This window comes from bacterium (genome assembly GCA_030693205.1).
Lineage (GTDB): Bacteria > Patescibacteriota > Minisyncoccia > JAHIHE01 > JAHIHE01 > JAHILZ01.
The window spans coordinates 1-26,334 of the sequence record JAUYBG010000021.1 but is presented as its reverse complement, the minus strand read 5'-3'; the positions used below and the strand labels follow the sequence as shown (position 1 = coordinate 26,334).

At 39.2% G+C, this 26,334-nt stretch carries 24 protein-coding genes and 2 tRNA genes; 4 read left to right on the top strand and 22 right to left on the bottom strand.

The window, feature by feature from the left end:
- The first annotated feature begins 217 nt into the window (after positions 1-217).
- Entirely contained in the window at positions 218-1,345 is a 1,128-nt protein-coding gene (locus Q8N37_04740; protein ID MDP3057788.1) for a PD-(D/E)XK nuclease family protein, read from the top strand.
- Positions 1,346-1,447: 102 nt separating this feature from the next.
- On the opposite strand, the gene Q8N37_04735 is transcribed toward Q8N37_04740, so the two are convergent.
- Positions 1,448-1,822, bottom strand: a complete 375-nt coding sequence (locus Q8N37_04735) for an Ada metal-binding domain-containing protein (protein ID MDP3057787.1) — start codon at positions 1,820-1,822, stop codon at positions 1,448-1,450.
- Positions 1,823-1,951: 129 nt separating this feature from the next.
- Between Q8N37_04735 and Q8N37_04730 the strand changes: the two genes are divergently transcribed.
- From Q8N37_04730 to Q8N37_04720, 3 genes are all read left to right on the top strand, one after another.
- Entirely contained in the window at positions 1,952-3,262 is a 1,311-nt protein-coding gene (locus Q8N37_04730) for a DNA methyltransferase (GenBank protein ID MDP3057786.1), read from the top strand.
- Between the two features lie 98 nt (positions 3,263-3,360).
- Complete coding sequence (gene rpmA, locus Q8N37_04725; protein ID MDP3057785.1) at positions 3,361-3,672, top strand: 50S ribosomal protein L27; 312 nt, start codon at positions 3,361-3,363, stop codon at positions 3,670-3,672.
- Positions 3,673-3,822: 150 nt separating this feature from the next.
- Positions 3,823-4,431: a hypothetical protein gene (locus Q8N37_04720; protein ID MDP3057784.1), complete on the top strand. Its 609-nt coding sequence runs from the start codon at positions 3,823-3,825 to the stop codon at positions 4,429-4,431.
- A gap of 192 nt (positions 4,432-4,623) precedes the next feature.
- On the opposite strand, the gene Q8N37_04715 is transcribed toward Q8N37_04720, so the two are convergent.
- The 21 genes from Q8N37_04715 to Q8N37_04615 form a co-directional block, all read right to left on the bottom strand.
- Complete coding sequence (locus Q8N37_04715; GenBank protein ID MDP3057783.1) at positions 4,624-5,388, bottom strand: alpha/beta fold hydrolase; 765 nt, start codon at positions 5,386-5,388, stop codon at positions 4,624-4,626.
- Positions 5,389-5,519: 131 nt separating this feature from the next.
- A complete protein-coding gene (locus Q8N37_04710) occupies positions 5,520-5,987 on the bottom strand; it encodes a hypothetical protein (protein MDP3057782.1) in 468 nt (155 codons plus the stop codon).
- A 248-nt stretch (positions 5,988-6,235) separates the two neighbouring features.
- Positions 6,236-6,739, bottom strand: a complete 504-nt coding sequence (locus Q8N37_04705) for an NYN domain-containing protein (protein ID MDP3057781.1) — start codon at positions 6,737-6,739, stop codon at positions 6,236-6,238.
- 76 nt (positions 6,740-6,815) lie between these two features.
- A complete protein-coding gene (locus Q8N37_04700) occupies positions 6,816-8,447 on the bottom strand; it encodes a CTP synthase (protein ID MDP3057780.1) in 1,632 nt (543 codons plus the stop codon).
- 29 nt (positions 8,448-8,476) lie between these two features.
- The gene (rplI, locus tag Q8N37_04695) at positions 8,477-8,926 is read right to left on the bottom strand and encodes a 50S ribosomal protein L9 (protein ID MDP3057779.1); all 450 of its coding nucleotides are present in this window, start codon (positions 8,924-8,926) and stop codon (positions 8,477-8,479) included.
- Between the two features lie 40 nt (positions 8,927-8,966).
- Positions 8,967-10,193: a S41 family peptidase gene (locus tag Q8N37_04690; GenBank protein MDP3057778.1), complete on the bottom strand. Its 1,227-nt coding sequence runs from the start codon at positions 10,191-10,193 to the stop codon at positions 8,967-8,969.
- Between the two features lie 50 nt (positions 10,194-10,243).
- Positions 10,244-11,038, bottom strand: coding sequence for a glycosyltransferase family 2 protein (locus Q8N37_04685; protein MDP3057777.1), 795 nt, complete (start codon positions 11,036-11,038; stop codon positions 10,244-10,246).
- Between the two features lie 14 nt (positions 11,039-11,052).
- Positions 11,053-12,168 (bottom strand): LCP family protein, encoded by a 1,116-nt coding sequence (locus Q8N37_04680; GenBank protein MDP3057776.1) that lies wholly within the window; start codon positions 12,166-12,168, stop codon positions 11,053-11,055.
- 55 nt (positions 12,169-12,223) lie between these two features.
- Entirely contained in the window at positions 12,224-13,228 is a 1,005-nt protein-coding gene (locus Q8N37_04675) for a glycosyltransferase family 2 protein (GenBank protein ID MDP3057775.1), read from the bottom strand.
- Positions 13,218-14,855: an O-antigen ligase family protein gene (locus Q8N37_04670; GenBank protein ID MDP3057774.1), complete on the bottom strand. Its 1,638-nt coding sequence runs from the start codon at positions 14,853-14,855 to the stop codon at positions 13,218-13,220. Before Q8N37_04670 ends, Q8N37_04675 begins: the two co-directional genes overlap by 11 nt.
- 18 nt (positions 14,856-14,873) lie before the next feature.
- Positions 14,874-16,028, bottom strand: a complete 1,155-nt coding sequence (locus Q8N37_04665) for a glycosyltransferase family 1 protein (protein ID MDP3057773.1) — start codon at positions 16,026-16,028, stop codon at positions 14,874-14,876.
- A gap of 3 nt (positions 16,029-16,031) precedes the next feature.
- Positions 16,032-16,958: a glycosyltransferase family 2 protein gene (locus tag Q8N37_04660; protein ID MDP3057772.1), complete on the bottom strand. Its 927-nt coding sequence runs from the start codon at positions 16,956-16,958 to the stop codon at positions 16,032-16,034.
- 390 nt (positions 16,959-17,348) lie between these two features.
- Positions 17,349-19,469: an IPT/TIG domain-containing protein gene (locus Q8N37_04655; protein MDP3057771.1), complete on the bottom strand. Its 2,121-nt coding sequence runs from the start codon at positions 19,467-19,469 to the stop codon at positions 17,349-17,351.
- Between the two features lie 178 nt (positions 19,470-19,647).
- Positions 19,648-19,718: transfer RNA gene (locus tag Q8N37_04650), tRNA-Gly, on the bottom strand.
- A 177-nt stretch (positions 19,719-19,895) separates the two neighbouring features.
- Positions 19,896-19,968, bottom strand: a tRNA-Pro gene (locus Q8N37_04645).
- 213 nt (positions 19,969-20,181) lie between these two features.
- Positions 20,182-20,457: an HU family DNA-binding protein gene (locus tag Q8N37_04640; GenBank protein ID MDP3057770.1), complete on the bottom strand. Its 276-nt coding sequence runs from the start codon at positions 20,455-20,457 to the stop codon at positions 20,182-20,184.
- A 189-nt stretch (positions 20,458-20,646) separates the two neighbouring features.
- Positions 20,647-21,453 carry a TIGR00282 family metallophosphoesterase gene (locus tag Q8N37_04635; protein MDP3057769.1) on the bottom strand — a complete coding sequence of 269 codons (807 nt, stop codon included), beginning with the start codon at positions 21,451-21,453 and terminating at the stop codon, positions 20,647-20,649.
- Positions 21,454-21,567: 114 nt separating this feature from the next.
- Entirely contained in the window at positions 21,568-23,088 is a 1,521-nt protein-coding gene (gene rny, locus Q8N37_04630; GenBank protein ID MDP3057768.1) for a ribonuclease Y, read from the bottom strand.
- A 275-nt stretch (positions 23,089-23,363) separates the two neighbouring features.
- A complete protein-coding gene (locus Q8N37_04625) occupies positions 23,364-24,998 on the bottom strand; it encodes an ATP-binding protein (GenBank protein ID MDP3057767.1) in 1,635 nt (544 codons plus the stop codon).
- Position 24,999: 1 nt separating this feature from the next.
- Positions 25,000-25,866, bottom strand: a complete 867-nt coding sequence (locus Q8N37_04620) for a UbiA family prenyltransferase (GenBank protein ID MDP3057766.1) — start codon at positions 25,864-25,866, stop codon at positions 25,000-25,002.
- 5 nt (positions 25,867-25,871) lie between these two features.
- Positions 25,872-26,144, bottom strand: a complete 273-nt coding sequence (locus Q8N37_04615; protein MDP3057765.1) for a SemiSWEET family transporter — start codon at positions 26,142-26,144, stop codon at positions 25,872-25,874.
- Positions 26,145-26,334 lie beyond the last annotated feature (190 nt).

Genomic DNA, 26,334 nt, shown 5'->3' with positions numbered 1-26,334 from the left:
TTATTGATTATCTTTTATGGTATAATACCGAAAGACCGCATTGTGCTTTTCAAAACAAATTATCGCCGGTGCAATATCTCCTATCCTTGCCAAGAAATTTAAAAATTAACGAGGAGTGCAAAAAAGGGTGGACTTATACAGGCGATTGCGGAGCGGCTAATTAAGGATTATAATGAATGTACCGAAAAGCATAAATATAATCAAATAAAGCATTTATATGCGCATATCATACTCTTCCTTGGAAAGTTTCCTGACTTGCCCGGCCAAATATAAATTTTCCGAGATCGATAAGATCAAAAGCCCTAAATCCAAAGAAGCGCTCTTTGGCACGCTGATCCATAAAACCTTGCAAATGATGCATGATCCGTCTACTCTTGTGTCGCCAATAGAAGAAGAAGTGCTGGCTTTTTTCAGCAGTTCTTGGGACAAAGATGTCTATGCTTCCGAATCGGAAGAAATGACGGCCTTTGAGCAAGGCGTGAAGATCATAAAAGATTATTACAAGAGAAATTATCCGGCTAATTTCCATATTTTGGGTTTGGAATCATTTTTTGAAGCGCCGATCAAAGACGGAGAAGAAATTCATTCGATCACGGGAAAGATCGACCGGATCGACAAGCTGAAAGACGATACTTTTGAAGTGATCGATTACAAGACTTCGCGGACGCTTCCTTCCCAGAAAAGCGTGGATGAAAATATGCAGCTCGCGATGTATCACTTGGGACTTCTGAATAAATGGCCGAACTTGGCAGGCAAACCAGTCAAGCTTAGTTTGTATTTCTTGCGCCACGGCGAAAAGCTTTCGACTATAAAAAATACCGAGAAATTGAAAGAAACAACGGAAAAAATTCTGGAAATAATCGACAAGATCAAAGTTAGCAATTTTGCTCCCGAGATCAATCCCCTGTGCGATTGGTGCGGCTATCAATCCATTTGTCCGTATTTCAGCCATAAATTCAAAAAAGAAACGATCGATGACAAAAAAATAAAAGAGATAGTGGAAGAATATCTCGGAATAAAAGAGCGAAGCAAAAAAGAAGCTTCGCGGGTGGTGGAATTGCAAAAATTGATCAATCAATATTGCGACGAGGCGAAAATTGACCGGATTTTTTCCGATACCGGATATGTTTCACGAGCTCTCCAAGAGCGATACAGCTATGATGAAAAAATGGCAAAAGAAATTCTGAAAGAGATCGGAAAACTGGAAGAATTTTTGATCGTTGACGTAAAAAAATTAGGCAAAAGCGTCGAGTCTTTCAGCCGGGATGAAAAAAAGAAGATCAACGAGGCCAGAACAAAAAAAGAATTCAAGGTTTTGAGCGCGAAAAAGACCAAGAAAAAATAGTTATAAAGTTATAAAGTTTGTTAAGTTCATAAAGTACGCTAGGGTTTGAATTTAATTTACTTTATAACTTTCAACTTTATAACTTTATGAACTTCGTATTGACTACATCTTAGTTTTGCGGTATCCTGCTTTTTGTGCATCGGCTTCGGTATTGAAATAAACGCGGTTTTCCGGGCTGATCTTATTGTAAGAAGCGCTCCCGGGAGTATGGTAGATCTTGGAATTTTTATTCCCGATTATCTTGCCTTCAGTTTTGGCGATATCGGTAGCATTGGCGGCAGTTTCGCTTTTGGCCAATGACGTAGAGCAATCAGGAGCGTTTTTGAAAATAATTGGCGTATTCGGGCGATAAGTTTCGGATAATTTTCCGGCGCCAAACGACAAGAAAGCAACCAGAATAAATCCGATCAGAAGAATAATCTTATCTTCTTTCTCAATGAGAAACTTTTTTATTTTTTGAAAATCTAAATTTAACATAAAATTACAATTTATTATTAATAATGACTATAATATTTTGTCATTTCGATCGTAGAGAGAAATCGCTTATACTTGCTATTTTGCAATATTTAAGGGATTCCTCGCTCTGCTCGGAATGACAGAAATCATATGATATACGCTTTTATTCTAGGAAGAATTTTTACTTTATCCGTGGCGGAAGTCTTGAGTGTTTTTGAGCGCGAAAAAATGGATTATGAGATTTTAACGGCGAGCGCCGAGATTTTGATGGTGAAAATGGCTAAACCGATCAGGAATGAGCAAACTTTCCTGAATGATCTGGGCGGTATAGTTAAGATTATAAACATTTTGGGCGAAGAAAACAAGGTTTCGGATTTAGAGAATGCTTTTACCGCCGACAAGCTGATCAATCATTATCCGAATATCAAGCCGGAGCTGGAAAATATTCCTTCGGTTAAGCTTTATTGGGGCATTAGCGTGTATTTTATTTGCTCCGCCGAATTACAAAAAAAACAAAAAATTGTCAAACAGATCCAGAGTTATTTATTCAGCGTAAAAGAAGTATTGCACGAGCGGGATATGAAATGCCGGATCGTCACTCCCCCGCCCAATAAATTCACGCTTGACGCTCCGAACGTGGAGAAAAATAATTTGCTCAAAAAAGGCGGCGAGATCGCGGTTTTGGTGGACAAGGAAAAAACTTATTGGGGAAAAACACTGGCAATTCAGGATTTCCGGTTTTATGGATTGAGGGATTTTGGCCGGCCGGCGCGCAGTATGAAAGTCGGTATGATGCCGCCAAAACTTGCCCAAGTGATGATAAATCTTGCGGAAGTGCCGAAGGACGACAAGATACTCGATCCCTTCTGTGGCACGGGCGTAGTGCTTCAGGAAGCGATGCTTATGGGTCATAGTGTGATTGGCACGGATAGCAACAGCGCGACAATTGCTCTGGCGAAACAAAATCTGGAATGGCTGATCGAGACGATGAAAAGAAAAGATCCTAAGAGTGCTATAAGCAAAGAAATGTACCAGTTGTTCCAGGCGGATGCGAGGCTTATTGCCAAGCCGATACAGGCAAATTCAATTTCGGCAATTGTGACCGAGGGAACTTTGGGCCCGAAATACGGCCGAATACTCCCTAGCGATAAGCAAATGCAGGATAATTTTAAAAATCTCGAAAAGCTTTATCTTGATGTTTTTGCACAATTTAAAACAATACTCAAAAAAGACGGACGAGTGGTGATCAGTTTTCCGGTTTACATTATTAAAGGCACGAGGCAGGAGTTCATTCCATTTCTTGACAAGTTGGTACAACTTGGTTATAATATAAAACGTCCTATAAAAGCTGACGAGCTTAAGGGAATTCCATTACTTGCGCTATCAAAGAATGGAACGATCGTTTATTCAAGACCGGATCAAAACGTCGGACGAGAAATTGTTATTTTTACCAAAAAGTAATTATTGTTTAAAATACGATTTTTAAGTTTTATTTTAAAATTGAATCATTTAAAATTGATTTAAAATTTAAAATTATAAATTGAAAATTTCGAAGTACTATGGCACATAAAAAAGCAGGTGGTTCGTCCAGTTTAGGACGAGACTCAAGGCCAAAATTTCTGGGCGTAAAATTATATGACGGCGAGATCGCCAAGACCGGCAACATCATTGTCCGCCAGAGAGGCAGCCATTTCCGAGCCGGAAAAAATGTCAAAATGGGATCGGACGATACTTTGTTTGCTATTGGCAACGGCATTGTGAAATTCGGCATTAAGAAAGTCAAAAGATTCAATGGCGAATTGAAGAAGATCAAAATTGTCAGTGTTGTTGAAAAACCGAAAGTAGCGACAAAAGCGACAGCCAAGAAATAGATCTCCGTTCAAAATATAGATATTTTAAAAAAGAGGCCGCTCGCCTCTTTTTTTGTTGCGGTTAGAATTGACAATAAAAAAATATTCTGCTAACATTCTGTTAAAGTCGCGACTGGCTAAAATAAACACAAAAGTGAGGAATGATAAAGAATGGAGGAAAAAATCGGTATCTCCGCGGGAGAACTCTTAGAAAATGCATTTCGGATATTAAGCGAGAAAAATTCTTATCGAAGAATAGGTTTCCCTGAACAAGTTTCAGTTATAATTGCCGAGGATTCGGATATTCACAGAGCTCGGCAAGGATATATGGGTTACAAAAGTGCAACGCTATTCGAGATCAATAAAAAGTTATGGGCAATGTCCGTAGGAAAAGCTTGGGGCGATTACCCCGCTGATCCTTATGATAGCGATATTTTGGCAATAGAAATATCGTCGCCTGAAGAAAAAATCGACAAGGATCTCATGGGGGAAATACAAAAACGCATTCATTTCGATGAACATTTCCAGCACTCGCTGATAATCGCCAGGAAAAATGGCCAGATAACAGTTGCTGAAAATCCGGAAAATCGTTTCAAGAAAAAAATACTTGAATCGTTGCGGCCTGTTGCTTCAAAATTTATAGTCCAGAAGCTTGAAATTGACAAATGGTCTGTTAGCGCGATAGACTTGCAGCCAGTGGTAATATCCATGGTACGCTACAAGCCGGAGTTCGCCGAAGTAATGGCAAATCGGATTTTGGAAATCCTACGCAAAGAGTAAAAACAAATAAGGGATCACATCGTGTGTATCCCTCTTTTTTATACTTTTTTAAAATTTATCCTCAACTGAAAATTTATGCTATAGCAAGAAAATTCAGTTAAGTTGAGAAATGTTAGTTTGTTCGCTCTCCCCTTTTTTATAATACAGTTGCGCTCCGCGGCGGGCAAACCAGATTTTGAATGAGGATAAAAATTACAATTTTTCCTTACACCAAGCAATCGTACTTTTAATTAGTTCCGTTTCCGAATTTTTGTCGGTAAAATTATGGTCTCCGTTTTTTATGATTTTATAATCCGCATTCAGCAGCTTGACAGCTTTTTTGTCTTGCGATATTTCAATAACTTCCTCTTTTGATCCTCTTAAAATTAAAGTCGGCAAATTTATTAATTTCATAACAGGACTTGAGTCCAGAGTTTTCAATTCGTTGAATAACTCTTTTCCCGCTGTTAATTTTTTACCGGTAAATTTTTGCGAAACGTAAAATACCCCTTCTTCTTCAATGGTTTTCCGGTGCTCAGGCGTGTCGTAATAATTAATGCCAAAAAACATCGGTCCCCAGAAAATTAACGCTTTAACAGATAGCTTTTTTCTTAGAGCAAATAAGGCGGCGGCCGCTCCCATGCTTATGCCAATAATGCCAATTCTTTTTGGGTCGACCTTATCATGTGTTTTGGCGAATTCTATCGCGGTTAATATATCTTCCGCTTCTGATCCAATGGTTGCTTCCTTGAAATCTCCTTCGCTTTCTCCTGAACCTCGGCAATCAATTCTTAATACGGCTATCCCCGCTTCCGCAAAGCATTCAACCGAATTATTGACAAAAGGATAATATTCTTTTGTGCCTTTGAATCCGTGCACAATAATTACAATCGGCAAATTATTTTTGTCCGGATATGAAAGCAGTCCTACGATTTTCTGATTTTTGGAATTATGGATTATTATTTTTATTTCTTTCATTTTTTCATTTTTTAAAAATTATCACCCAATCCGCGGCGGGCAAACCAGATTTTATCAGCACCGATTTTGCTTTAATTAAATTGATTTTTAGGGACATTGGGTTGAAAATTCACTAAAATAATCGTATTGTGTTATCGCTCAAATTCCTTAAGAAGTTTTAAATATTTATTCTGTAAATCTTTTCCAATCCAGCCGTCCTTCAAAACGGCGACTTCACCATTATTTTTAATGATATTCGAACAAGAATCAAAATAAAAACCATCAAATGTTGCAATAAATATCCACGAGGGATGCCATTTGATTTTTTGTTCTTCGGCTAGATTTTTAATTTTCTCTTTATTAAACTTTCGGCGGTATTTTACCTCTATAAGAAAAACACTCTCTTTGCTTTGTGAGATTAAGACAAAATCAGGCGAATGTCTAATATTGTCTATTACTTTTTGTGCTTTAGAATATTTCTTGCATTGCGTTAATTCTGGTACAATGTTTTCATACCCAAAAGGGATAATCGTGTATTTTCCTGCTTCGCGGAACATTTGCTCGAAAATAATCTCCGCGATTTTGCCTTTAATAAGATTTTTTGAAAAATTTGTGTCCATATTTATTCTTTGTTTAAATTAAATATTAAATTTCACTTATTAAAATCTTTATAAATATTCCCTATATTTCCCCTCAATCCCCTGCCAAAGCCCTTCGGCGTATTTTTTAATCGATTTTGTTTCAATTAACTTGTTCTTGCACGATTTCTTTATGAAATTTGGATGAAGCAGTCGCTCTTGACAAGTGGTATGATTCTGCTATAATTATATCAGAATCACCACGAAAAGACCCCTTTAAGGTTTTGTCCTTACTGGGTGCTTTTTTTATATTCCAATTTTCCTTTAAGATCGTTTATAAAAGTGATTTTATTGGCCGCAAATTTTTTCAACAAAGCTGAATAGCTAAATCTATTCGGTATCAAGACTTTCTCCAGTTTATTCTGTTGTGATAAGTAATGAATCAAACAATGGAAATCCCCATCCCCGCTTACAATGATTGCCTTATCGTATGTCGCATAATCAATCATCGCCTGAAGCACAAGTTCTGCGTCACAATTACCTTTTATTTTTCCGTCTTTATATTTTAGTGTTGGCTTAAAAATAAGGACATAACCATATTTTTGCAAAGAATTATAAAGATCCTGATTTTCCGGTAAATATCCGATAAACAAATAAGCTACTTCAACTTTATATTTCTCTTTTAAGTAAACTCTAAAACGAGTAAAATCCAATTTCCAACCCAAGCTTTGAATGGATAAATTGAGATTTTGGCTGTCAATAAACGCGTAATTTTTTAATTCCTTTTTATTCATAATTTAAAACCAAACTTTAAAGAAAAACGACACCCCTTAAAGCTTGTCGTTTTTCGATTTATTCCTGTGAGATAATTTATTTAACCGGTCGGATTGCCGCTTTGATGAATTCCGAAAACAGCGGATGCGGAGCAAGCGGCCGGGATTTGAATTCCGGATGGAATTGCGTGCCGACAAAGAAAGGATGAATATTGCCGGGCAATTCCACGATTTCCATCAAGCGCCCATCCGGCGATTTGCCGGAAAAAACCATTCCTTTTTTCTCAAGGATCTTCACGTAATCGGGATTCACTTCCCAGCGATGGCGATGGCGTTCGGAAATGCGATTTTTTTGATAAGACTGGAAAGCCAGAGTGTTTTTCGCGATCAGCGCCGGATAAGCTCCCAGCCGCATCGTGGCGCCGTAATTCGAGTCTTCCAGATTTTTCTTTTGTTCGGGCATTATATCAATAATCGGATATTTTGTTTTGCGGTCGATCTCGGTGGTATTCGCTCCGCCCAAGCCGGCAACATTGCGGGCGTATTCCACGCAGGCGATCTGCATGCCATAGCACAATCCCAGGTACGGGATCTTGTTCACTCTGGCAAACTGAATCGCCCTGATCTTTCCTTCCACTCCTCTTCCGCCAAATCCGCCGGGCACTATTATGCCGTCCATTTCTTTCAGTTCTTTTAATTTTTCCGGATCTTTTTCATAGTCCTCGGAATTTATCCAATGAAGCGCCGGTTTTACGTCCAGCGTCCAGGCGGCGTGCTTGATCGCTTCGATCACTGAAATATAGGAATCGGATAAAACAAAATCGCCGGTGGAAAAATATTTGCCGATGATGCCAATCTTCACTTCTTTTTTTAAGCTTTTGATCTTGAGAGCCAGTTTCCGCCAGTCGTGCATATCGCGCTTTCTTTTCTTGATCCCGAAATGTTTTAGTATTTTGTCGCCCAGATTATCTTTTTCAAAATTCACCGGAACGTCATAAATTGAATCGACATCCGGAGCGGAAATGACCATTTCCGGCCTGATATTGCAAAATACCGACAGTTTTTCCTTGCGGCGATCATCGATCGGCACTTCCGAGCGGCAAAGAATGACATCCGGCTGAATGCCCGCGGAATTGACGGTTCGCACGGCGTATTGCGTCGGTTTGGTTTTCATTTCACCGATCTTGTTGGGGATCGGAAGATAGCTCACCAGGACGAAAAGAACTTCTTCGGGATTGGATGATTTTAGCATTCGGGCCGCTTCCAAAAACAGGATATTCTGGTATTCTCCCACTGTCCCGCCGATCTCGATGATCGTAAAATCAGCTTTGGCGAGCTTGGAGGCTTTTTTGATCCGGCGGATCACTTCTTCCGGAATATGCGGTACCACTTCCACGCATTTTCCGCCGTATTCCAGATTTCTTTCTTTCCGGATGACTGTTTCATAGATCAAGCCGGTAGTCATATAGTTTATTTTGGGAATATTCTTATCGAGAAATCTTTCATAATTGCCGATATCCTGATCGCATTCCATGCCGTCGTCGGTCACAAAAACTTCTCCGTGCTCGATCGGGTTCATCGTACCCGCGTCAAGATTGATATAGGGGTCAATCTTGATCGCCGTGACAGTAAAGCCTTTGGATTCCAATATTTTTCCGATCGAAGCGGTAGCCACTCCTTTGCCTATCCCGCTCATTACTCCGCCTGCCACAAAAATAAATTTGGTCATATGTCTCTATTATTGGATTATTAAATAATTTATTCTCTTTCTACGATAACTACGACCACGGCTTCTAATCCGTGCGGCAAGTTAATAGTTACTTTGTGTTCGCCTATCTCTTTGATGGCTTCCGTGGAAATATTCTTGGCCGGTATGCTTTTGATGTTCATTTTTTCGTTTATCAGGGCTTCGCGGATCATATCCGGCTTGATAGACCCGAATAATTTTCCTTCCGCGTTCGCTTTTGCCTTTATTTTAACGACAAAATCATCAAGCGCGCTCGCCAGAAACTCTGTTTTTTCCAGATCCTCTTCCGCCTTTTTTGTAATATCTGATTTTTGCGTTTCCGCTTTTTTGATCATATCCGGCGTGGCGACTTGGGCCAGTTTGTTGGGAAATAGGAAATTACGGGCGTATCCGTCGGAAACATCCTTGATATCCCATACTTTTCCCACATTTTTGACGTCTTCCAGTAAAATTACTTTCATATGTTTCAGGTTAAAATTACGCTTATATTCTATCAGTTATTTATAAATTTTGCAATTCATTTAGAGCCGCGTCCATCTGCGGATCTTTTCCCGCCTCAAAATCTTCCGGTTTCAATTCCATCGCGATATCCGGACTGATGCCTTCCTTGTTGATATTTTTTCCCGAAGGCGTCAGCCATTCGGCAATGGTGATCTTGAGAGTGGAATTGTCTTTGAGAGGCTGGACTTCCTGAACCGACCCTTTGCCGTATGTTTTTTCGCCGATAATTTTTATTTGCCGGTTGTCTCTCAATGTTCCGGCCAAAATTTCCGACGCCGAAGCGCTTCCTTGATTGGCCAGTATGACCAGCGGGATATTGCCTAGTTCATTTTTCCCTTCGGTAAGATAGTCTTTTTTGTTGTCCTTATTGAATCTTTCTATGGTAACGACTTTGCCGGCCGGCAAGAAAACTCCGGCGATATCCACCGCTGAATCCAGAAATCCTCCCGGATTATTTCTCAAGTCCAGGACTATTCCTTTGGCGTTTTGCTTGAGTATTTCCTTGGCAAATGTCTTTATGTCGGAAAAAGTGTCTTCGCCGAAGCGGGAAATCTTGAGAATAGCAATCTTCCCTTTATCGGTGTTGCTGAATTTCAGCTCGGCGCTTTTGATGACTATGGTCTTTCTTACGATTTTAAATTCCCGGCTCTCGGTTTCATTGTCGCGGATGATCGTCAGCGTGACCGTGGTTCCTTTTGGCCCGCGGATCAGGCTTACCGCTTCGTTCAGGGACATATCGAGAGTGACGGTGTCGTTTATTTTATAAATTTTATCTCCGGCTTTGAGTCCGGTTTTTTCCGCCGGCGAATTCGGCAAGGGCGCGACTATCACAATGATATTTTTTTTGATGCCTATCTCCGCTCCTATCCCGTCAAAAACGCCGTTTAATTCCTCATCGAATTTTCTGGTTTCCGAGGGATCCATAAAGATCGTGTAAGGATCATCGAGCGACGCGACCATTCCGCTGATGGCGCCGTAAAACATTTTTTGTTCGTCGATCTTCGCGGTATCGGCGTATTTATCTTTTATTAATTGCCAGGTATCCCAGAATAAGCTGAAATCCAGATCGCTTGGAGCGCCAGCGTCTTTGTTGATTATTTTATTAAAAGTTTGTTTTACCGCGGCCGGAAGCGGGGCTTGTTTTTGCCCGTAAAAAATTCCCGCGCCGAAGGTAAAAATAAAAAGAATTATTACGGCAATAAATTGTATGAGCTTATTTTTATTCATATTGTATTTGAAATTTAAACGTGGATTGAACCTGAGGTTTTTGCATGGTTTCAGTTTATTTTGGGAATTTCTTTGCCAAAATATTTCCAAAAATATTTAATAGCGCTGATTATATGGATAATAGCGTATTTTTTCGATTCGGTGCTCTGCTTTCCGTGATAATGCATCATTTTTACCTCCGGATAATAGACAACCCTAAAGCCATTATCCCAGAATCTTCGGCACCAGTCAACATCTTCAAAGTACATAAAAAATCTTTCATCCATGGATCCGACTTTCTCAAGTGCGGCTTGCCGGATAAACAGCGCGGATCCCATCAGCCAGTTGACCGACTGGATCAAATTATGATCGCTTTCTTTCATTAAAAAATGATCAAGCGCTTTTTTGGCGAAGGAAAAGTCTTTTAAAATGGTGCGGCGATACAGTATGACGCGCGGCGTATAGAACCGGAAATAGGAATTTTGAAAAGTATTATTGAAATTCAAAAGCTGCGGGCCCAGAATTCCGATCTTGGGATTGCTTTCCATATACGAGAACATTTTATCGACTGCTTCGGGTTTCGCGATAATATCCGCGTTAAGCACCAGAAGATATTTTCCGCCGGCGCTTATTTTTTTAATTCCCGCGTTGACGGATTTGGAATAGCCGACGTTTTTTTCCAGCGGCACAAAAATAATATCGGGAAAGCTGTCGCGGATGAAATATTCGGTTTTATAATCGCTTTCGACATCGACAACGATTATTTCATAGCGGATTTTGAGAACCGTGGATTTAAGCGATTTGATGCAGAGCGAGAGGATTTCCGGCGTTTTGTAATTAATAATGATAATTGATAGGTCGGCCATAGTGAGTTTTGGAATTAATCGAAGATATTTTTGATAGTTTCATGGATTTTGTCGTAATTATCGCCGGTGGGCAGAAGTATAAAAGCCTTGTCGCTGTTAAAAGTCGAATATAAGAATTTTTCCTCGCCGGTATCGATCACTTTTGTTTTTATCGATGTGTTTTTCAGGCGGGAGAAAAGTTTTATCACTTCTTCCATTTCCCAGACCTGCATATCGGTTCTGGTATTGGCTTCCATAATATTTAAAAGCTTGTTCAATCGGTAGGGATTTAAGATTATGCCGGTTTTGGTGATCTTGCCGTAAATTGCCCTGATCACTTCCTGCTGTCTTCTGGATCGGTCAAAATCGCTGCTCGACATCCTTGCGCGGGTATAGAGCAGCGCCGTGTCGCCGTCTATCGTCTGGCGGCCGGCCGGCAGGCTGATGCTTCCTTCCTCGAAAGGCACAGCTTCGACAAAGGGTCTCGCGAGATTCAATTCCACTCCTCCCAGAGAATCAACGAGGTCTTTAAACGCTTTGAAATTGACGATAACGGCAAAATGAACGGGTACGCCGGAGACATTGCTGAAGATCGATCTCGTGTATTCCAATCCTTTGCCGGGGGTTTGCTTTTCGCCTATTTCATAGGCTTCATTCAGCTTCCGGCTTTCATTCAAGCCCGGCATATAGACAAAAAGATCCCGCGGTATCGAAATAAGCGCTATTTTGCTGTCATAAGGCCTGACGCTGACAATAATGCTGCTATCGGTAAGCAATCCTCCGTTGGGGTCGTCTTTTCCCCGCATTCCCAGAATTAAAAAATTTACGCGTTTTTTTATGGTATTCGGCTCGTCCAGTATCGAGGTTTCCACTGGCAAGCTGAATATGAATGAATTATCTAGCGGCAAAAGACGCAATATTCTTTGAATGATAGAGCCGTCATTGGTCGAAATGTTTTCCATCGCTTGATTGGCTCTGGCGCCATACCAAATCCCCGTAATAAGCACCATCGCGATCACGGCAAGCGCTGTTTTTTTAATAATTCTTTTTTTTCTGTTTTCGCGGTAAGCATGATTGAAGTCTGAAAGCCGCGTGATCCTGATCTCTTGGGAATTATTTTTTTGCTTTAAGTTTAAAACATTTTCAAACATAATATATTTTGCGCGATATTTTTTAATAATTTTGCTTAATTTACGCGAGTGCCGGTCATTTGAACCATCTTTTCATTTCTTTATCCGCCAGTTTTTTCTTTGACATTATTATTTTCCGCTTGGCCGACATTTTTGGCAATAATTTTATAAAATCGGATAATCCCCAGAGCGTTGACCGCTCAAATAACAGAAAATAGATCCAGAGTTTCGCTTCCCGGAAAATAAAGAATGGGAAATCGCGCAGGAACTGGCCGGCGATCTCGTTTTTTACCATCGCCAATCTTTGGTTCACGTAGTCCCAGCGCTTTTTTTCTTCGGGAAGGTTTTTGCGCGACTGGATGAAATCCCAAAATCCCTGGCTAAGGCGCTGAGTGGTGGAGCGGTCGTGCCAGGCGATCACCGAAGGATCATAAAAATTTTTCCAGCCCAATAATGCAAGCCGCCAGCCCAGATCAACATCATCGGCATACCAGACAAAGTCTTCGTCAAAGATCTGCCCGTTGATCTTCCCGTCTTCCAGAGCGGACTTTCTGAAAAATCCCGAAGCGCCTTCATAAGAGAATATTTCTTCCGGCTTGGCGAATTGTCCGGCGTCTTTCGCGCCATGCCCCCTGTTCACTATCCGGCGAGACCGGAATATCTCAAATCCGGCGGTATCGATCGTATCGGTAAGCTTTTGGTTTTTAAAATCATAGATCAGCGTTTTGGATTGCAGCGCTCCGATTTTTTCATCGCTCTCCATCCTGCTCACGGCATTTTTTATAAAATCTTTTTCCAGGATTACATCAACGCATAAGGCGAGAATATATTTTCCTTGGCTTTTTTCAATGCACCGGTTGAATCCGCCGCCGACATAATGGTTTTTTGCGCTTTCGATCAATTGAAATTTTGGAAATTCTTTTTTGGCGACAAGCCGAGTTTGATCGCCGGAGTTATTGTCAAAAATAATTACTTCCAAATCGGGGTATGATTGAGCTTCAATCGCCTTTAGGCAATGCCTGATATATTTTTCTCCGTTTCTAACCACTAAATTTATCGTTACCTTGGGATCATTGGCCATGATTTTTGATTTTTGCGCCTAGCTGTTTTTTAACGCCGACAATTATTCCGACCGTCAGGATAAACATTAAAAATTCTCTCTCATCGAAGAGAGCGGCATCGGTTAAATTATAGCCAAAAATCCACAAACTGTAAAGGAAAAAAGCATAGCCGTAAATTTTAGTTTTTTCGTCAGCGGCCTTCTGGAAGATTTCCCAGGAATATTTCAAGATCAGAACGCAGATCGCGAGGAATAAGATCAAGGAAAATATCCCTGTTTCAGCCAATATGTTCAGATAAAGATTATGGGCGGAAGCGCCGGCTTTGAGAGCGGAAATATTCTGGCTGAGAACTACCGGAAAATTGCCTATTCCCACTCCTAGCAATGGATTTTTGACGACAGACGCAAAAGATTTTTTCCAGATCTCGAGGCGAAGATTATTGGACGTTTCGGATGCGTCAATGATCGACATAACTCTGTTGAGTATCATACCTTGCTGGGTTGATGTTTCGGTTTTGAGAAAAAATTGATCTTTGGCCAGGATCGGATAGCTCAAGGCAAGCGCTATGAAAAATATCAAAATTATCGCGCTGTTTTTTTTAATTATTCCTGAATTGACGGCGGATTTTTCTTGGGACAGATTGAAATAATCAAGCAGTCCGGGAATTTTTTTCTGAATAAAAATAAAAGACAGAGGAAGCAGAACAGCCAGCCATATTCCCCTGGTTCCGCTGAGGACAACCGCGAGAAACGCGGCCAAAAGCGCGCCTAAGCATAAATATTCTTCTTTGCTCGCGATCCAGTTTTTTGCTTCCAGCTTCAGATTTTTAATTTTATCAAAAAATATGGCGATCAGAGCCGGCAAGCCAAAAAGAATATATAGCGGAAAAGTGTGGCTGTCGGGAAAAGAAGAAAACATTCTCAATTTGGGAAATTCGCCGGTATTATATGAAAACCAGGTATTGCCGGAAAAAACAATATTGCTCCAATTCGTCCCGTAGAATCCCGTCTGGATCTGTCCGGCCCAAAACATCATAAATTCGGTAAGATTCAGAAAATAGGCCGATAAAAGCTGCAAAAAGCCGATGCCGACGATCAAAGCGATCGAGATCGCGATATTTTTTGAAATTTCAGCGATGGTAATCAAGCGATTTTTAAAAACCCAGACAATGACCGGAAAGATCAGTGAAAGATTGATAAAATAAAACAAGCGTTTGGCGCCGGCAAAAAGAAAAACGCTTTTTCCGAGAGAAATAAAAGCCAAAGCAAAAATCAATAGGCCTAAAATCTCAATTTTGTTTTGCGCGTATAAGGCGCGAAGATTATTTTTGGTAATACGCTGTTTTAAAAAATTCAGCGCATCTTTTTTGACGATAAAAAACCATTTTAACGCGATTAGAATTACCACTATCCGCCACATATTGAATGAATCGAAACTGGCAGTGATCGGAAGCGCGATATAAAACGGGATCGAGCGGCTAAAAAGCAGCACTGATTCTTTGAGAGGCTGAGTCTGGATAAACGCGTACAGCATAAATAAGATCGCCCAAGCCCAAATTCGGTCAATGCCTCCCAGAGCAATCAGAAAAACCAGCAGGAGTTGCAGAGCGTATACCGAATTTATAGGTTTTTTAAAGACTTCGAACATATTTTATCGTATATTTTTTTAAAAGATTTTATCGAAAATTTCGAGTATTTTTTTTGAAGAGATCGGCCAGGAGAACTTTTTGACAATAGCGGGACCGTTATTGATTATTTCGCGGCGTTTAGTTTCATTCAAAATGCCATTTTTGATGGTCTCGGCGGTTTCTTCGACATTGGCGGGATTTTTTATAAAGAACGCGTACCGGTCAAAAATTTCATGAGTGAGGTCGTTGTCAGCGACGACAGCCGGCGTTTTAAGGCTCAAGGCTTCGATCGGAGGCAATCCCATCGCTTCGCTTTCGGAAGCGTAGATCACCAAACGGGCGGTTTTGACGAGGCCAAAAAGCTCTTTTTGATCCTCGATATAGCTTCTGTAGATTATCGCTTCGCGCCCGAGTTCGGCGTTTATTTTTCTGGCTAAGTCGGCGAGGACCGGCGGATTATATTTATCGGCGCAAGCGACGAGATATTGCAGATCGGGAAAATCTTTGGCGATTTTGGCGAACGCCAAAATCGCTTCTTGGAAGTGCCGGCGGGGAAAAGCCTGTCCCCAGGAAAAAATAAGATCTTTTTTTATGGAATACTTTTTCTTGATGTTGTCGATCTCATCGTCGCGGAAAGACAATCGCGCCAGTTCTTGATTAAGACCCCAAGGCGCAACTTCAATTTTTTCATTCGGAATTTTAAATAATTGGGAAAGCTCTTTTTTCGCGGTTTCCGATATGGTTATTATTTTATCCGTTTTCTTGATCGCCCACCAGGAAAAAATACGGTAGGCTAAGCGGTATCGTAAAGGAAGATTGCCGTTGTGAATTTCATAATAAAGATCATTGGTCAGCACTACGGCGGATCGGCCGATAAAAAAAGCTGGCAGCATATATCCGGGAAAGAAAAAACCGTCAAGCGAGTCGGTAAAATAAATGAGCGGAATTAAAAAATGGTAAAAAAAAGTGAAGCTTGGAGGAAGGAGAGGTACGCGAAGGATTTTTTTATGGAATATGTGAGATGTTAGGACTTTATCGGAAGGAATTTCTTTTTTAAAATAGAGATGAAATTCAAATTTTTCGGCAATCCCGGGCGTTTGACTTAGCGCTTCCAAAAACTGGATGAGGGTTTGCCCCACTCCAAAACGCGGTCCTTCCAGATTGTGGCATTCAATGCCGATTTTTTTGATCATAATCTAATTTTTATATACGCCGAATTTTCCGGCGTAGAAATCCCCGATCCCTTTCATTATCATTCTGGCGATTTCTTTTTTTGCCGGGAAAAAGATAGTTTTTATAATTTGTTTAAGATATTTAGTAATGCTCCAGAGATAAATAAATCCAATAATTGATTTGGGGGCTTGCAATTTTGACAGCAAGAGGGCGTTGCGAATGTGATAATAATGGACTACCGGATTGGTTTTGGGTTTAACGCTTCTTGAAACCTTGTGCCAAATATGCGAGGATGGCGCGTAGATGATCTTATAGCCGTTTTTTCTGGCTCGCAAGCACCATTCGGTATCCTCGTAATAAAGAAAAAAATCTTCATTCATCGGTCCGATCTTTTCTATAACCTCGCGCTTGATCAAAAGCGAGCATCCGGTCATAAAATCCACTTCTTTAATCGTCTCATCAAGCGGTTTATCGTCTATTTTATCAAATTCCATATGCCGGCCTCCGCCCAGCCAGCTGAAATATCCGCCGCCAAACCAGATCCGGTTTTTATCAGTTTCATAATAGATCTTGGGCCCGATAATGCCGAAATTCCGGTCGCTTTCCCCTACCTTTACCAGTTTTTCCAAGAATCCTGGACCAACGATCGTGTCGTTATTAAGCAATAAGACATAATCAGACTTATTTTTGACGGCGTACTCGATTCCCGGATTATTGCCGCCGGCAAAACCGGCGTTATGGCTATTGATCAATAATTTATAATTTACAGCTGTTTTTTTGTCGCTTATCCAGTTTTTTATCTTTTCCACCGATTCATTCGTCGAATTATTATCAATGACAATGACTTCATAATTCGGATAGATGATCTTTGCCAGCGAATCAAAACATTCCAACGTGTCTTGCCAGCCGTTCCAGTTAAGAATTATGATTGAGACTTTCGGGGTTGACATTTTATTAAAAATATTGTAAATTTTAAATAAATAAGACTTAGAGGAGGTAAAATGCAAGAAATTTTTCTGTTAGCGGCGATAATATTCGCGGGATATACGATATATGCGGCAATAATGGCTTATTGTGCCACGCGTATAGGAAAAACTCGTCCTATGCATCGCATACAAATTGTATGCGGCTGGGAAATATACGAGCCATATAGCGACAGCAGTTTTGTCAGTAACTTTAAAGAATTTTTTTTGCCAAACTATTTGCTACACTGAATTTTAATTCGGTGTTTTTTTAAATCAAATTGATCGTATCTACGCTTTAAATCCTATCAAAATTTTCATTAGTTGGCAATTTAAAATATTGCACAAAAAACTAGTCTGTGCAATATTTTAAATATATTACTTAGTGATTATTGTGCCGGTTTTATAGGAATTTTTTTCCGCACTATTAATGATAAAGATCATTTCCCATTTTCGGCCGCTGGCTGTGAATTTTTCGCCGCTCATAGACAAGTGGTGTTTTTTATTATCGGAGCCGATCTCATACACTTTATAGTCATTGTCGGCGCGTGTCAGCGTTGACGTCGCATAGGAATCTCTGGCTTCAGGCATTACGGTCACAATATCGCTCCATTTAAAATTATAAAAACCGAATATTTTTTCCGATTGGATCCAGCGTTTGTATTTTCCCGTGACAACATAAACTTTGTAATCCCCTTTCGCTCTGATCAAAGATCCGTCTTGCACTTCTGAAAAATAAGAAAAAGATTTTGGCGCGGTGGCGGTAATCAAGCTTGGAGTCGTTATCTCTATGTCAACTTCGGCATTTGTATAAAAAGGCGGGGCTTTGGCGATTATGGTCTTAGAATCGATTAAGCTTATTTCTGTCGCCGGAATTCCTCCAAATTTTACGGTTGATCCGAGAATGAAGTTTTCTCCAATGATGGTTACCAATGTCCTGTTGCCTAGCGCGGAAGTTTTTGGGGATACGCTTTTTATCGAAGGCTGGTCCGGAGAAGTCAGCGAGGCGGTATACGAAAATTTTACCGGAATTTCGTTTTTTCCGAAGCCGGAAATTTTTCTTTCGCTGATCGGCATAAGCGTTACCGATTTTACCAGCGTGCCAAAATTATCAATATAAATATTTCCGCTTTGATTGCCCCGAAGCTCGTAGTTTTTAAGAGTTAGTCCGCCTCCGATATTTTCAATTACATATGCCACTTGAAAATGAGCGTCTGGGGCGTCTGATTTGAGATTTATTTCCAAAGTTTGGTTGGGAACGCTTAGGATCGGCGAAGATATGAATTGATACCATTTTCCCGACCAGTCTTTTATATTTTCTTCATTTTTGGCGATACTGCTTTTGGCCATATTATTGGAATAGAGCATAAAAGAACTGGAAGCGGAAATATGCAAATTTTCATAATTTAGATTTGGATTGGCGTAAGCGTATTTTTTATTCTGGATAGTTTGGCCGTTGAAATAATTCGTGATCACCCAATCGGAAAAAACACTGCTGAAATTCGCCCGCGGGTCGATTTTTTGCAATGCGTCATTTACTGCCGCTATTCCGATTTTAGGCGTGGTGATAATTGATCTTAGAATGCCGGTTCCATAACGGCCGACCAGAAATTGCATAAAAATATTGACGCTTGAATAATCGTGATTTGTGTTTTTCCATTCGGTAAGCGAATCGGAAGGGTTGCGGCTGAAATCACTGACATTTGATTCAAGAGCGCTGCCTTTATAAGCGTTGTCGTATCCCAGAGCGGTAGGCGCGTATTCGCTTAGGGCTTCATTCAGCCAGACTTCTTCGTTAACGTTGGAAATTTTAGCTTTTTCGCTCCAATTGATCATATGCTGAAATTCGTGAGCCAAAAAAGATTTTATATCAGGTTCATCTACGAAATTAATATTCAAATACAGCAATTCTTTTTCATTCGTAAAGATGGAGTTTATTTCATTTTCTTTTTGCGCGTAAGAATCGATGCTTTTCCCCGCCGCCAGATCGGCCTTTTTTTCTTTTTCCATAGCTTCCAGCTGAGTTTTTTTGTATTCATCAAGCAAGGCTTTTGAGTATTCGTTAGTGGTGCTGAAATAGCCGCCGTAAGAGCCTTTTACGGTGTCATTTTTGATATCAGTCAATAATATATATATTTTTTTGTCTCCATCAATGCCGGGATTCCACTCTTCTCCGTAAAATTGGCGCATTTTAGGATAGATAGTATTATCAAATTCATTGGCTAGGGCGGTAATATTGCCAATAAGAGTGTTCTGGTCCTGAGGATTTGTCGAATTCCAATAAAAATCATCAACATAATAATAAGCGTTTGATCCGACAATGCGGCTGGTGGCTGTGATAGAGTTTCGTCCTTGAACATCATATGTCGGATCGATCAAAAAAGTTTTTGCCTCTGCGGCTTTTGCGATCGGCGAACCGCTAACAGTAAATCCAAATAAAAAAAACCCTAAAACTAAAATTAATTTTACGCTTCTTTTTTGATAATTTAATATTTTCACAGAAGTTTTATTATATTAGGGTGGGTAGCGGGAGTCTCCACCTTCGCATAAAGCTATGGTGGGCAAAGGAACCCGCGCGTTCATCCCAGTAAAATTCAAGCTTTCTGCAGACCGAGCGGGTAGCGGGAGTCGAACCCGCGTGTTCATCCCAATAAAATTCAATTATTTCTGTATATTGAGCGGGTAGCGGGAGTCGGACCCGCGTGTTCACCTTGGAAGAGTGACGTAATACCGTTATATTATACCCGCTCAATGTACGGAAATTTATTAGTTTTTATTTTATGGGAGAAGAGTGACGTAATACCGTTATATTATACCCGCTCGGTTTGCGGAAATCTATACCCGCACGAATAATATTTTTTTTTAAAAAACAATTGAACAATACTTTTAAATTATAGCAAGTTTGGATAAAAAATCAATTTTTTGTCGGGGTACTGGGATTCGAACCCAGAGTCACCTGCTCCCAAAGCAGGCATGTTAGCCGTTACACCATACCCCGTGAATATTTGATATTTAGATATTTATTTGCACTTGCTTTTTTGGCGGAGTTTACCCTGAGCCTATCGAAGGGCTACACTCCGTAATAACCCATATCTTAACTAAAAAAATAACTTTCGTCAACTAAGCTTGCCGGGTTCCAAATATATTTTAAACAAAAACCCCACTTGAGGAAAAGCGGGATTTGTTTTTTTTTAAAAAATATTTTTGCAAATTATCTGACCGCTTCTTTGAGCATTTTACCAGCCTTGAATTTCGGAACTTTCATTGCAGGAATTTGAATTTTAACACCTGGTTTTTGAGGATTAACGCCCATTCTTGCTTCTCTGTGATTAACGCTAAATTTACCAAAACCTGTTAAAACCACTTCGCCGCCGTCCTGAAGTGTTTTAGTAATAGTTTCAATAACAGTATTAACGACTAAATCTGTATCTTTTTTAGAAATGCTAGTCTTATTGGCAATAACATCTATTAATTCATCTTTTGTCATAGTTCACCTCCCTTCAATAAAAAATTAACTCTAAACTTTAAATTCTAAACGCTAAATTAAAACCAAATTCATTAAATTATTCAATTTTAAATTCTATTCAGCGTTTATCGTTTAGCATTCAACGTTCATTAGTTATCCACATCCTGCTCTAATTATACGCTAATGGCTTATATAAAGCAACACCAGTTATCAACAGATGTAAAATTTTCTAATTCGCTTGAAAAACAGAGCTTTTCCGCTGGCAATATCTATCTCAATGTAGATCGCATTAACTTCAATATTATTATCTTCCGAAACTTCATAATTGAATGGCATTTGTGTAAGAAAATGCTTGATGGAGTTTTCCGGATTCGAACCGATAACTGATAATTTTGGACCAAGCATGCCGATATCTGTCAAATAAGCGGTTTTTTTCGGTAAAATTTGTTCGTCAGCTGTAGGAATATGCGTATGAGTGCCATACACCAGAGAAACTCTGCCATCCAAATACAAGCCCATGGCTTTTTTCTCGCTGGTCGCTTCAGCGTGAAAATCGCAAATAATTATGTTTGTTTGCTTTTTAATTTCAGCCAATGCGATATCAGCGCACCTGAAAGGACAATCGACAATTTGCCGGAAAAATACCCTTCCCAGCAAATTTAAGATCGCAATCTTGCTTTTTTTGACTTTTATAATTTTCCAGCCGATGCCGATAGCGCCTGGCGGATAGTTGGCCGGGCGGATGATCGGATAAGAATTTTTTTCGAATATTCGCTTCATTTCCGGATCTCGGTCAAACGCGTGATCGCCCAAGGTGACAAAATCTATGCCATTTTTTAATATCTCGTTCAGAGTTTTTTCTGTCGTTCCTTCATTGTGAGCCAAATTTTCTCCATTGCCGATGATCAAGTTGGGAGAATATTCTTTTCGAATATCCGGAACTATGATTTCCAGGGCTCTCCGGCCCGGACGGCCGATAATATCGCCAAAAGCTACTATTTTAATTACATCGTTCATTTTAATTGGCTAAACTAATTAATGAATTAAATTTATTGGCGTATTTGTGAAACTCCCTGCCATTATCGAATATCTCGCATTTTATTGCGAGATATTCTTTGTTCAAATAGTTTTTTACCTGGCGAATTCGGTCGCTTTCGTTTCTCTCGTTACGGTTACTTTTATCTCTCCCGGATAATCCAGTCTTTCTTCAATTTTATCGGCAATTGTGCGTGCCAGCTTGATCGCACCAAGATCGTCTATTTTTTCGGGTTTTACAAAAACCCTTATTTCTCTGCCGGCTTGAATCGCGTAGCTTTTCTCCACTTCGGGAATTTCATTGGCAATCGCTTCCAAGTCGCCCAATCGCTTCAAATATCTATCCAGAGTGTCTTTTCTCGCGCCAGGACGCGAAGCGGATATCGCATCAGCAACATAGACGATTATCGACTCAACCGATTCGAATGGATAATCTTTATGGTGTGCTTGCATTGTTTTTATCACTTCTTCGGAAACATTGAATTTTTTCAGGATAGTTTTGCCTAATTCAACGTGAGACCCTTCAATTTCATGATCAACCGCTTTTCCGATATCGTGCAGTAATCCCGCTTTTTTAGCCAAAGTGACATTGGCCCCTATTTCTCCGGCAATAGCGGCCGAAAGATGCGCTACTTCAATGGAATGCAACAAGGCATTTTGCCCGTAGCTCGTACGGAATTTCAAGCGCCCTAAAATCTGTATCAATTTAGGATCCAGTCCTGTTACTCCGGTATCGTAAATCGTCGCTTCCCCGGCTTCTTTTATTTTCAGCATTATTTCCGATTTCGCGTTCAAAACGGAGTTTTCAATATTGGTAGGATTGATCCTTCCGTCGCTGATCAGCTTCTCAATCGCCAGTTTGGCTATTTGCTGCCGGATCAGATTAAATGAAGTAATAGTGATCGCTTCCGGCGTATCGTCAATAATAATTTCCACGCCGGTCAATTTTTCTATCGTTCTTATATTGCGCCCTTCCCGTCCGATTATTCTGCCTTTCATTTCATCGTTGGGTATGGAAACCGAACAGACAGTGCCTTCGACCACGTGCGAAATCGATATTCGCTGCATAGCGGTCGAAATCATATTTAAGGTCTTTTTATTCAGCTCTTCCTGTCCTTCGTTCTCCAGGCGCTTAATATGATCGGCTAAAATTTGTGCTTCTTCTTTTTCCGCTTTTCTCAAGAGCAAGGTTTTCGCGTCTTCTACCGACATACCGCCGATTCGTTCAAGGGTTTTCATTTGATCTTCCTTGATCTTTTCTATGCTTTCTTTGATGTTTTTCAGTTCGCGAACTTTTTCAAAGATCTTATTTTTTTCTTTTTCATTTTCAGCGGTTTTTTTCTCAAGCGCTGATTCTTTTTGCTCAAGCCGGTCAATTTGCCTTAATATTTGGGCTCTTGACAATTGTTCGTTCTTTTTTTCTTCTTCGACTATTTTTTCCGCTTTATTTTTTGCTTCCGCCAAGATCGCTTGCGCGTCGCGCTCGGCATCTCCATAAATTTTTGCGACTTTGCTTTCCGCGCTGCTTACTTGTTTTTTAGCAATGAGCTGGCGCAAAATATAGCCCAATCCCATTCCTAAAACTATTAACACAAACAATGTGGGTGATAATTCCATATTTTATTGAATTCCTTTTTTCTCGTTGATTTATTCTGAAAGTAGCCATTTTTTTAATTTTTTTCAAATTTTATTATATTTTTTTAGTTTTTCTCTTATTTCGTCAATTATTGCCTTTGTCAGAAAATCAACTCATGCTTTCGCATGGCTTAGTAGTTAATTAATAAAAACCTATTTCTAATTTTTTACACTTATTCGCATTCCCTGTAGTATAGCGCTTTTGGTAAAATTTGTCAAAGTTGCCAAAGATTAGTTCGCTCAAAAGAACCATTCTTTTATTCCTTTTGTTTTATTGGCAGAATAACCGTAAAAGTCGAGCCTTTGCCTTCTCCGCGCGAAAACGCCTTTATTGTTCCGCGATGCATGCGGACAATTTGTTTGGCAATAAAAAGTCCGAGACCGGAACCGTTCGTGTTAATATAATTAGATTTTGCTCCGCGCGAGAACTTTTTAAAAAGTATTTTTTTATCATTCTTATTTAAACCCACGCCCGTATCAATAAAGCTAACCCTAATATCATCGCCATTTTGCCCGATCTCAATATTCAAGCCGCCGTTATCGGTATATTTTTCCGCGTTATCCGCTAGATTCATAAAAACATTGAACAAAAGTTTCTCATCCGCCTCGATTTTTGGAATATTTTTTGTGACTTCGTTATATTTCAGGTATAAATTCTTTTTTTCAAAATTCGGCTTCAGCATCTCGACATTGCCCGCTATGAGTTTTTTAATATCAATTAGCTTAAACTCTACTTTCAGCTCCCCTTCGCTTTCCATCGCGAGCACCATATCATTGACTATATTATTCAATCTTTCGGAATTATTAACGATTCTGGTTTTTATTTCCGCCATTTTCTCCGCCGGAAGTTTATTTAAAATACCTTCGCTCCACATTGAAATAAATCCCCGCATCGCGGTTAAAGGAGTTCTTAACTGATGAGAAACAATATGCAAAAAATCATTTTTCATGGATAAAAGGTCCTGGAGTTTTTGGTTTGCCGAAGTGAGGTTCCAGCTTACCTTTTCGAGCTGTTTTGAACGCTCTTCTTCCTTTAACACGCTTTTAACCAGCTCTCTTCCCAGATATAAAAATACTATCAATGCGACTCCTTTGAAAAATTGAAGAACGTGAGATTCAGTAAAAAGAAAAATATCTATAGTGAGCAAAATGGAAATGAAACCGACAAGAAGGCTTGTTAAAACAATTTTTATGCCAAATAAATTTTGCCTGACAATAGCGTAAGCGATCAAGCCTAAAAGAATTATCGTTGAATAGTCTCCTAAAAAATAAAAGCGGGTAATATCAAGAACGATCGGAAAAAAAATATTGAAAACACTATTGGCTATGTAAAATACAAGAATGCCCAGTAAATAATATGAAATTTTTTCTCTATCTTTTTTTGAACCGGAGTAGTATTTTTTAAAAAGTACTTGCAAGGTTACAATTATAAATAAAGTAATAACAATAAGAAACGGGAACATCCAATCTCCATAAACCAATCTGATCAGAAATACACCCATGAACTTTATACTCTTAACGATATGATCCGTAAAACCTACAACAAAAGAAGTAACTATTGCTAAATATATAATGACCAAATTAACGGTTTTATATTTAAAATTTTCATCCAAAAGATGTAGTGCCAGAATATAAAGCAAAATAAAGAACAAAGGAGTGGCAAACCAAGCTATTTTAAGAAACAAAAGAACTAAATATGGATTTGATTCCCCTACTGCTCTGGCCAGATAAGCAAAATTTACCCAGAGCATCATAAAAAAAACCATTCCGATAAAAACCTCGTTTAGCTTTCGTTTTGGATTGCTGAAATAAACCCAATATCCCAGCGAAATCGCAGTAATATCAATTAATGTAACAAGAACTTTATTTATTATAAATAGATCAACTGTCATATTATATTAAAATTTCTCCGCTTAATATTAAGATTGTCCATAAAACAAATTCTCCGCTGCCAAGTATATAACCAAAATAATTCTTGTCCTTGGCTATTTTAAAAGAATAAAAATTATAAAAAACGGTAAAAATAAGCATCAGGACGGATTTCGGGAACAAGGGCACAAAAAGAGAAAAAATAACAATGACCGGAACAGTGGTTAAGATACTCAAAATTTTCAGCACTTTAAATGTTTTATCTCTGCCAATCAAAACACCAAGAGTTTTTAAGCCTTCTTTTTTATCGCTTTCCACATCTTTCAAGTCTAAAAAAATTTGCATCAAAAAAGCTTTTCCGAAAACAAAAAGCATAAGTATCGCCAAGGGAACTATGATCGGAGACTTTATTAAGGGTAAAGAATGGTATATTGCCGTAAAAAATACCAAAAGCGTAAAAAACGAGGCCACATAAAAATTTTTAAAAAGAATGATTTTTCGAGTAACTTTTTTAAAAACTGTCGTGTACATTAATCCCAATACGAGCAAGATCATTCCAAGCGCGAAGGAAGTGAAATTACCGAAGAGAAAAAGGAAAATAATTAAAATTAAAATAACCGACGCAAAAATAAACGGCATATATTTAATATATGTCTTCAGATATTTCGTTCTTTCGGGGTTAGTAGTATAATCAATTTCTATTTCTTTCCAGCGGTTATAAAGATAAAGCGGATAAAAAAGCAAATAAGCCACAATTAAAGCGTCTAACCGAATATTAAGTTTTAAAACAAAAGCCGTAATAAAAATAATACTTGACGCCCCTAAACACTGAAGATGGCCCCCGTAAATAAATTCTTTGAATAAAAAATCAAATTTATTTTTCGGACCCATTCGTATTATGAATTATGGTTTAATTTAAGCTTGATCAAAATAATAGAACAAAAAAACGGCAATATGTTCATATAAACGATCAAGGTATCGGGCTTGAATATTCCATAAAAGATCAAAAACAGCGCTTGGAAAAACAAAATTATCAAAAAATACAGCGATAGATCGCGAGTTTGTTTTGTTTTATAACTTTTAAATACCTGCGGAATTAATCTTATCGAGGTAAGAATTCCCGCGATTATGCCGAAAATTTCCGCTAAAAATAAATTATTGATTTGCATGTGGTTTACTGTGTGTACCCGATTGCTTTATACTTTGGAAAATCCCAGTTTCTAATAATTATATTATATCAGATAAACGCAAAAATCACAAAAATTGTCAAAAGCGATTTTTAATGCTAGAATAAATATATAAATTTTATAAAAAATCTTATGTATAAACCAGTTGTGCTGCTGATTCTCGATGGCTGGG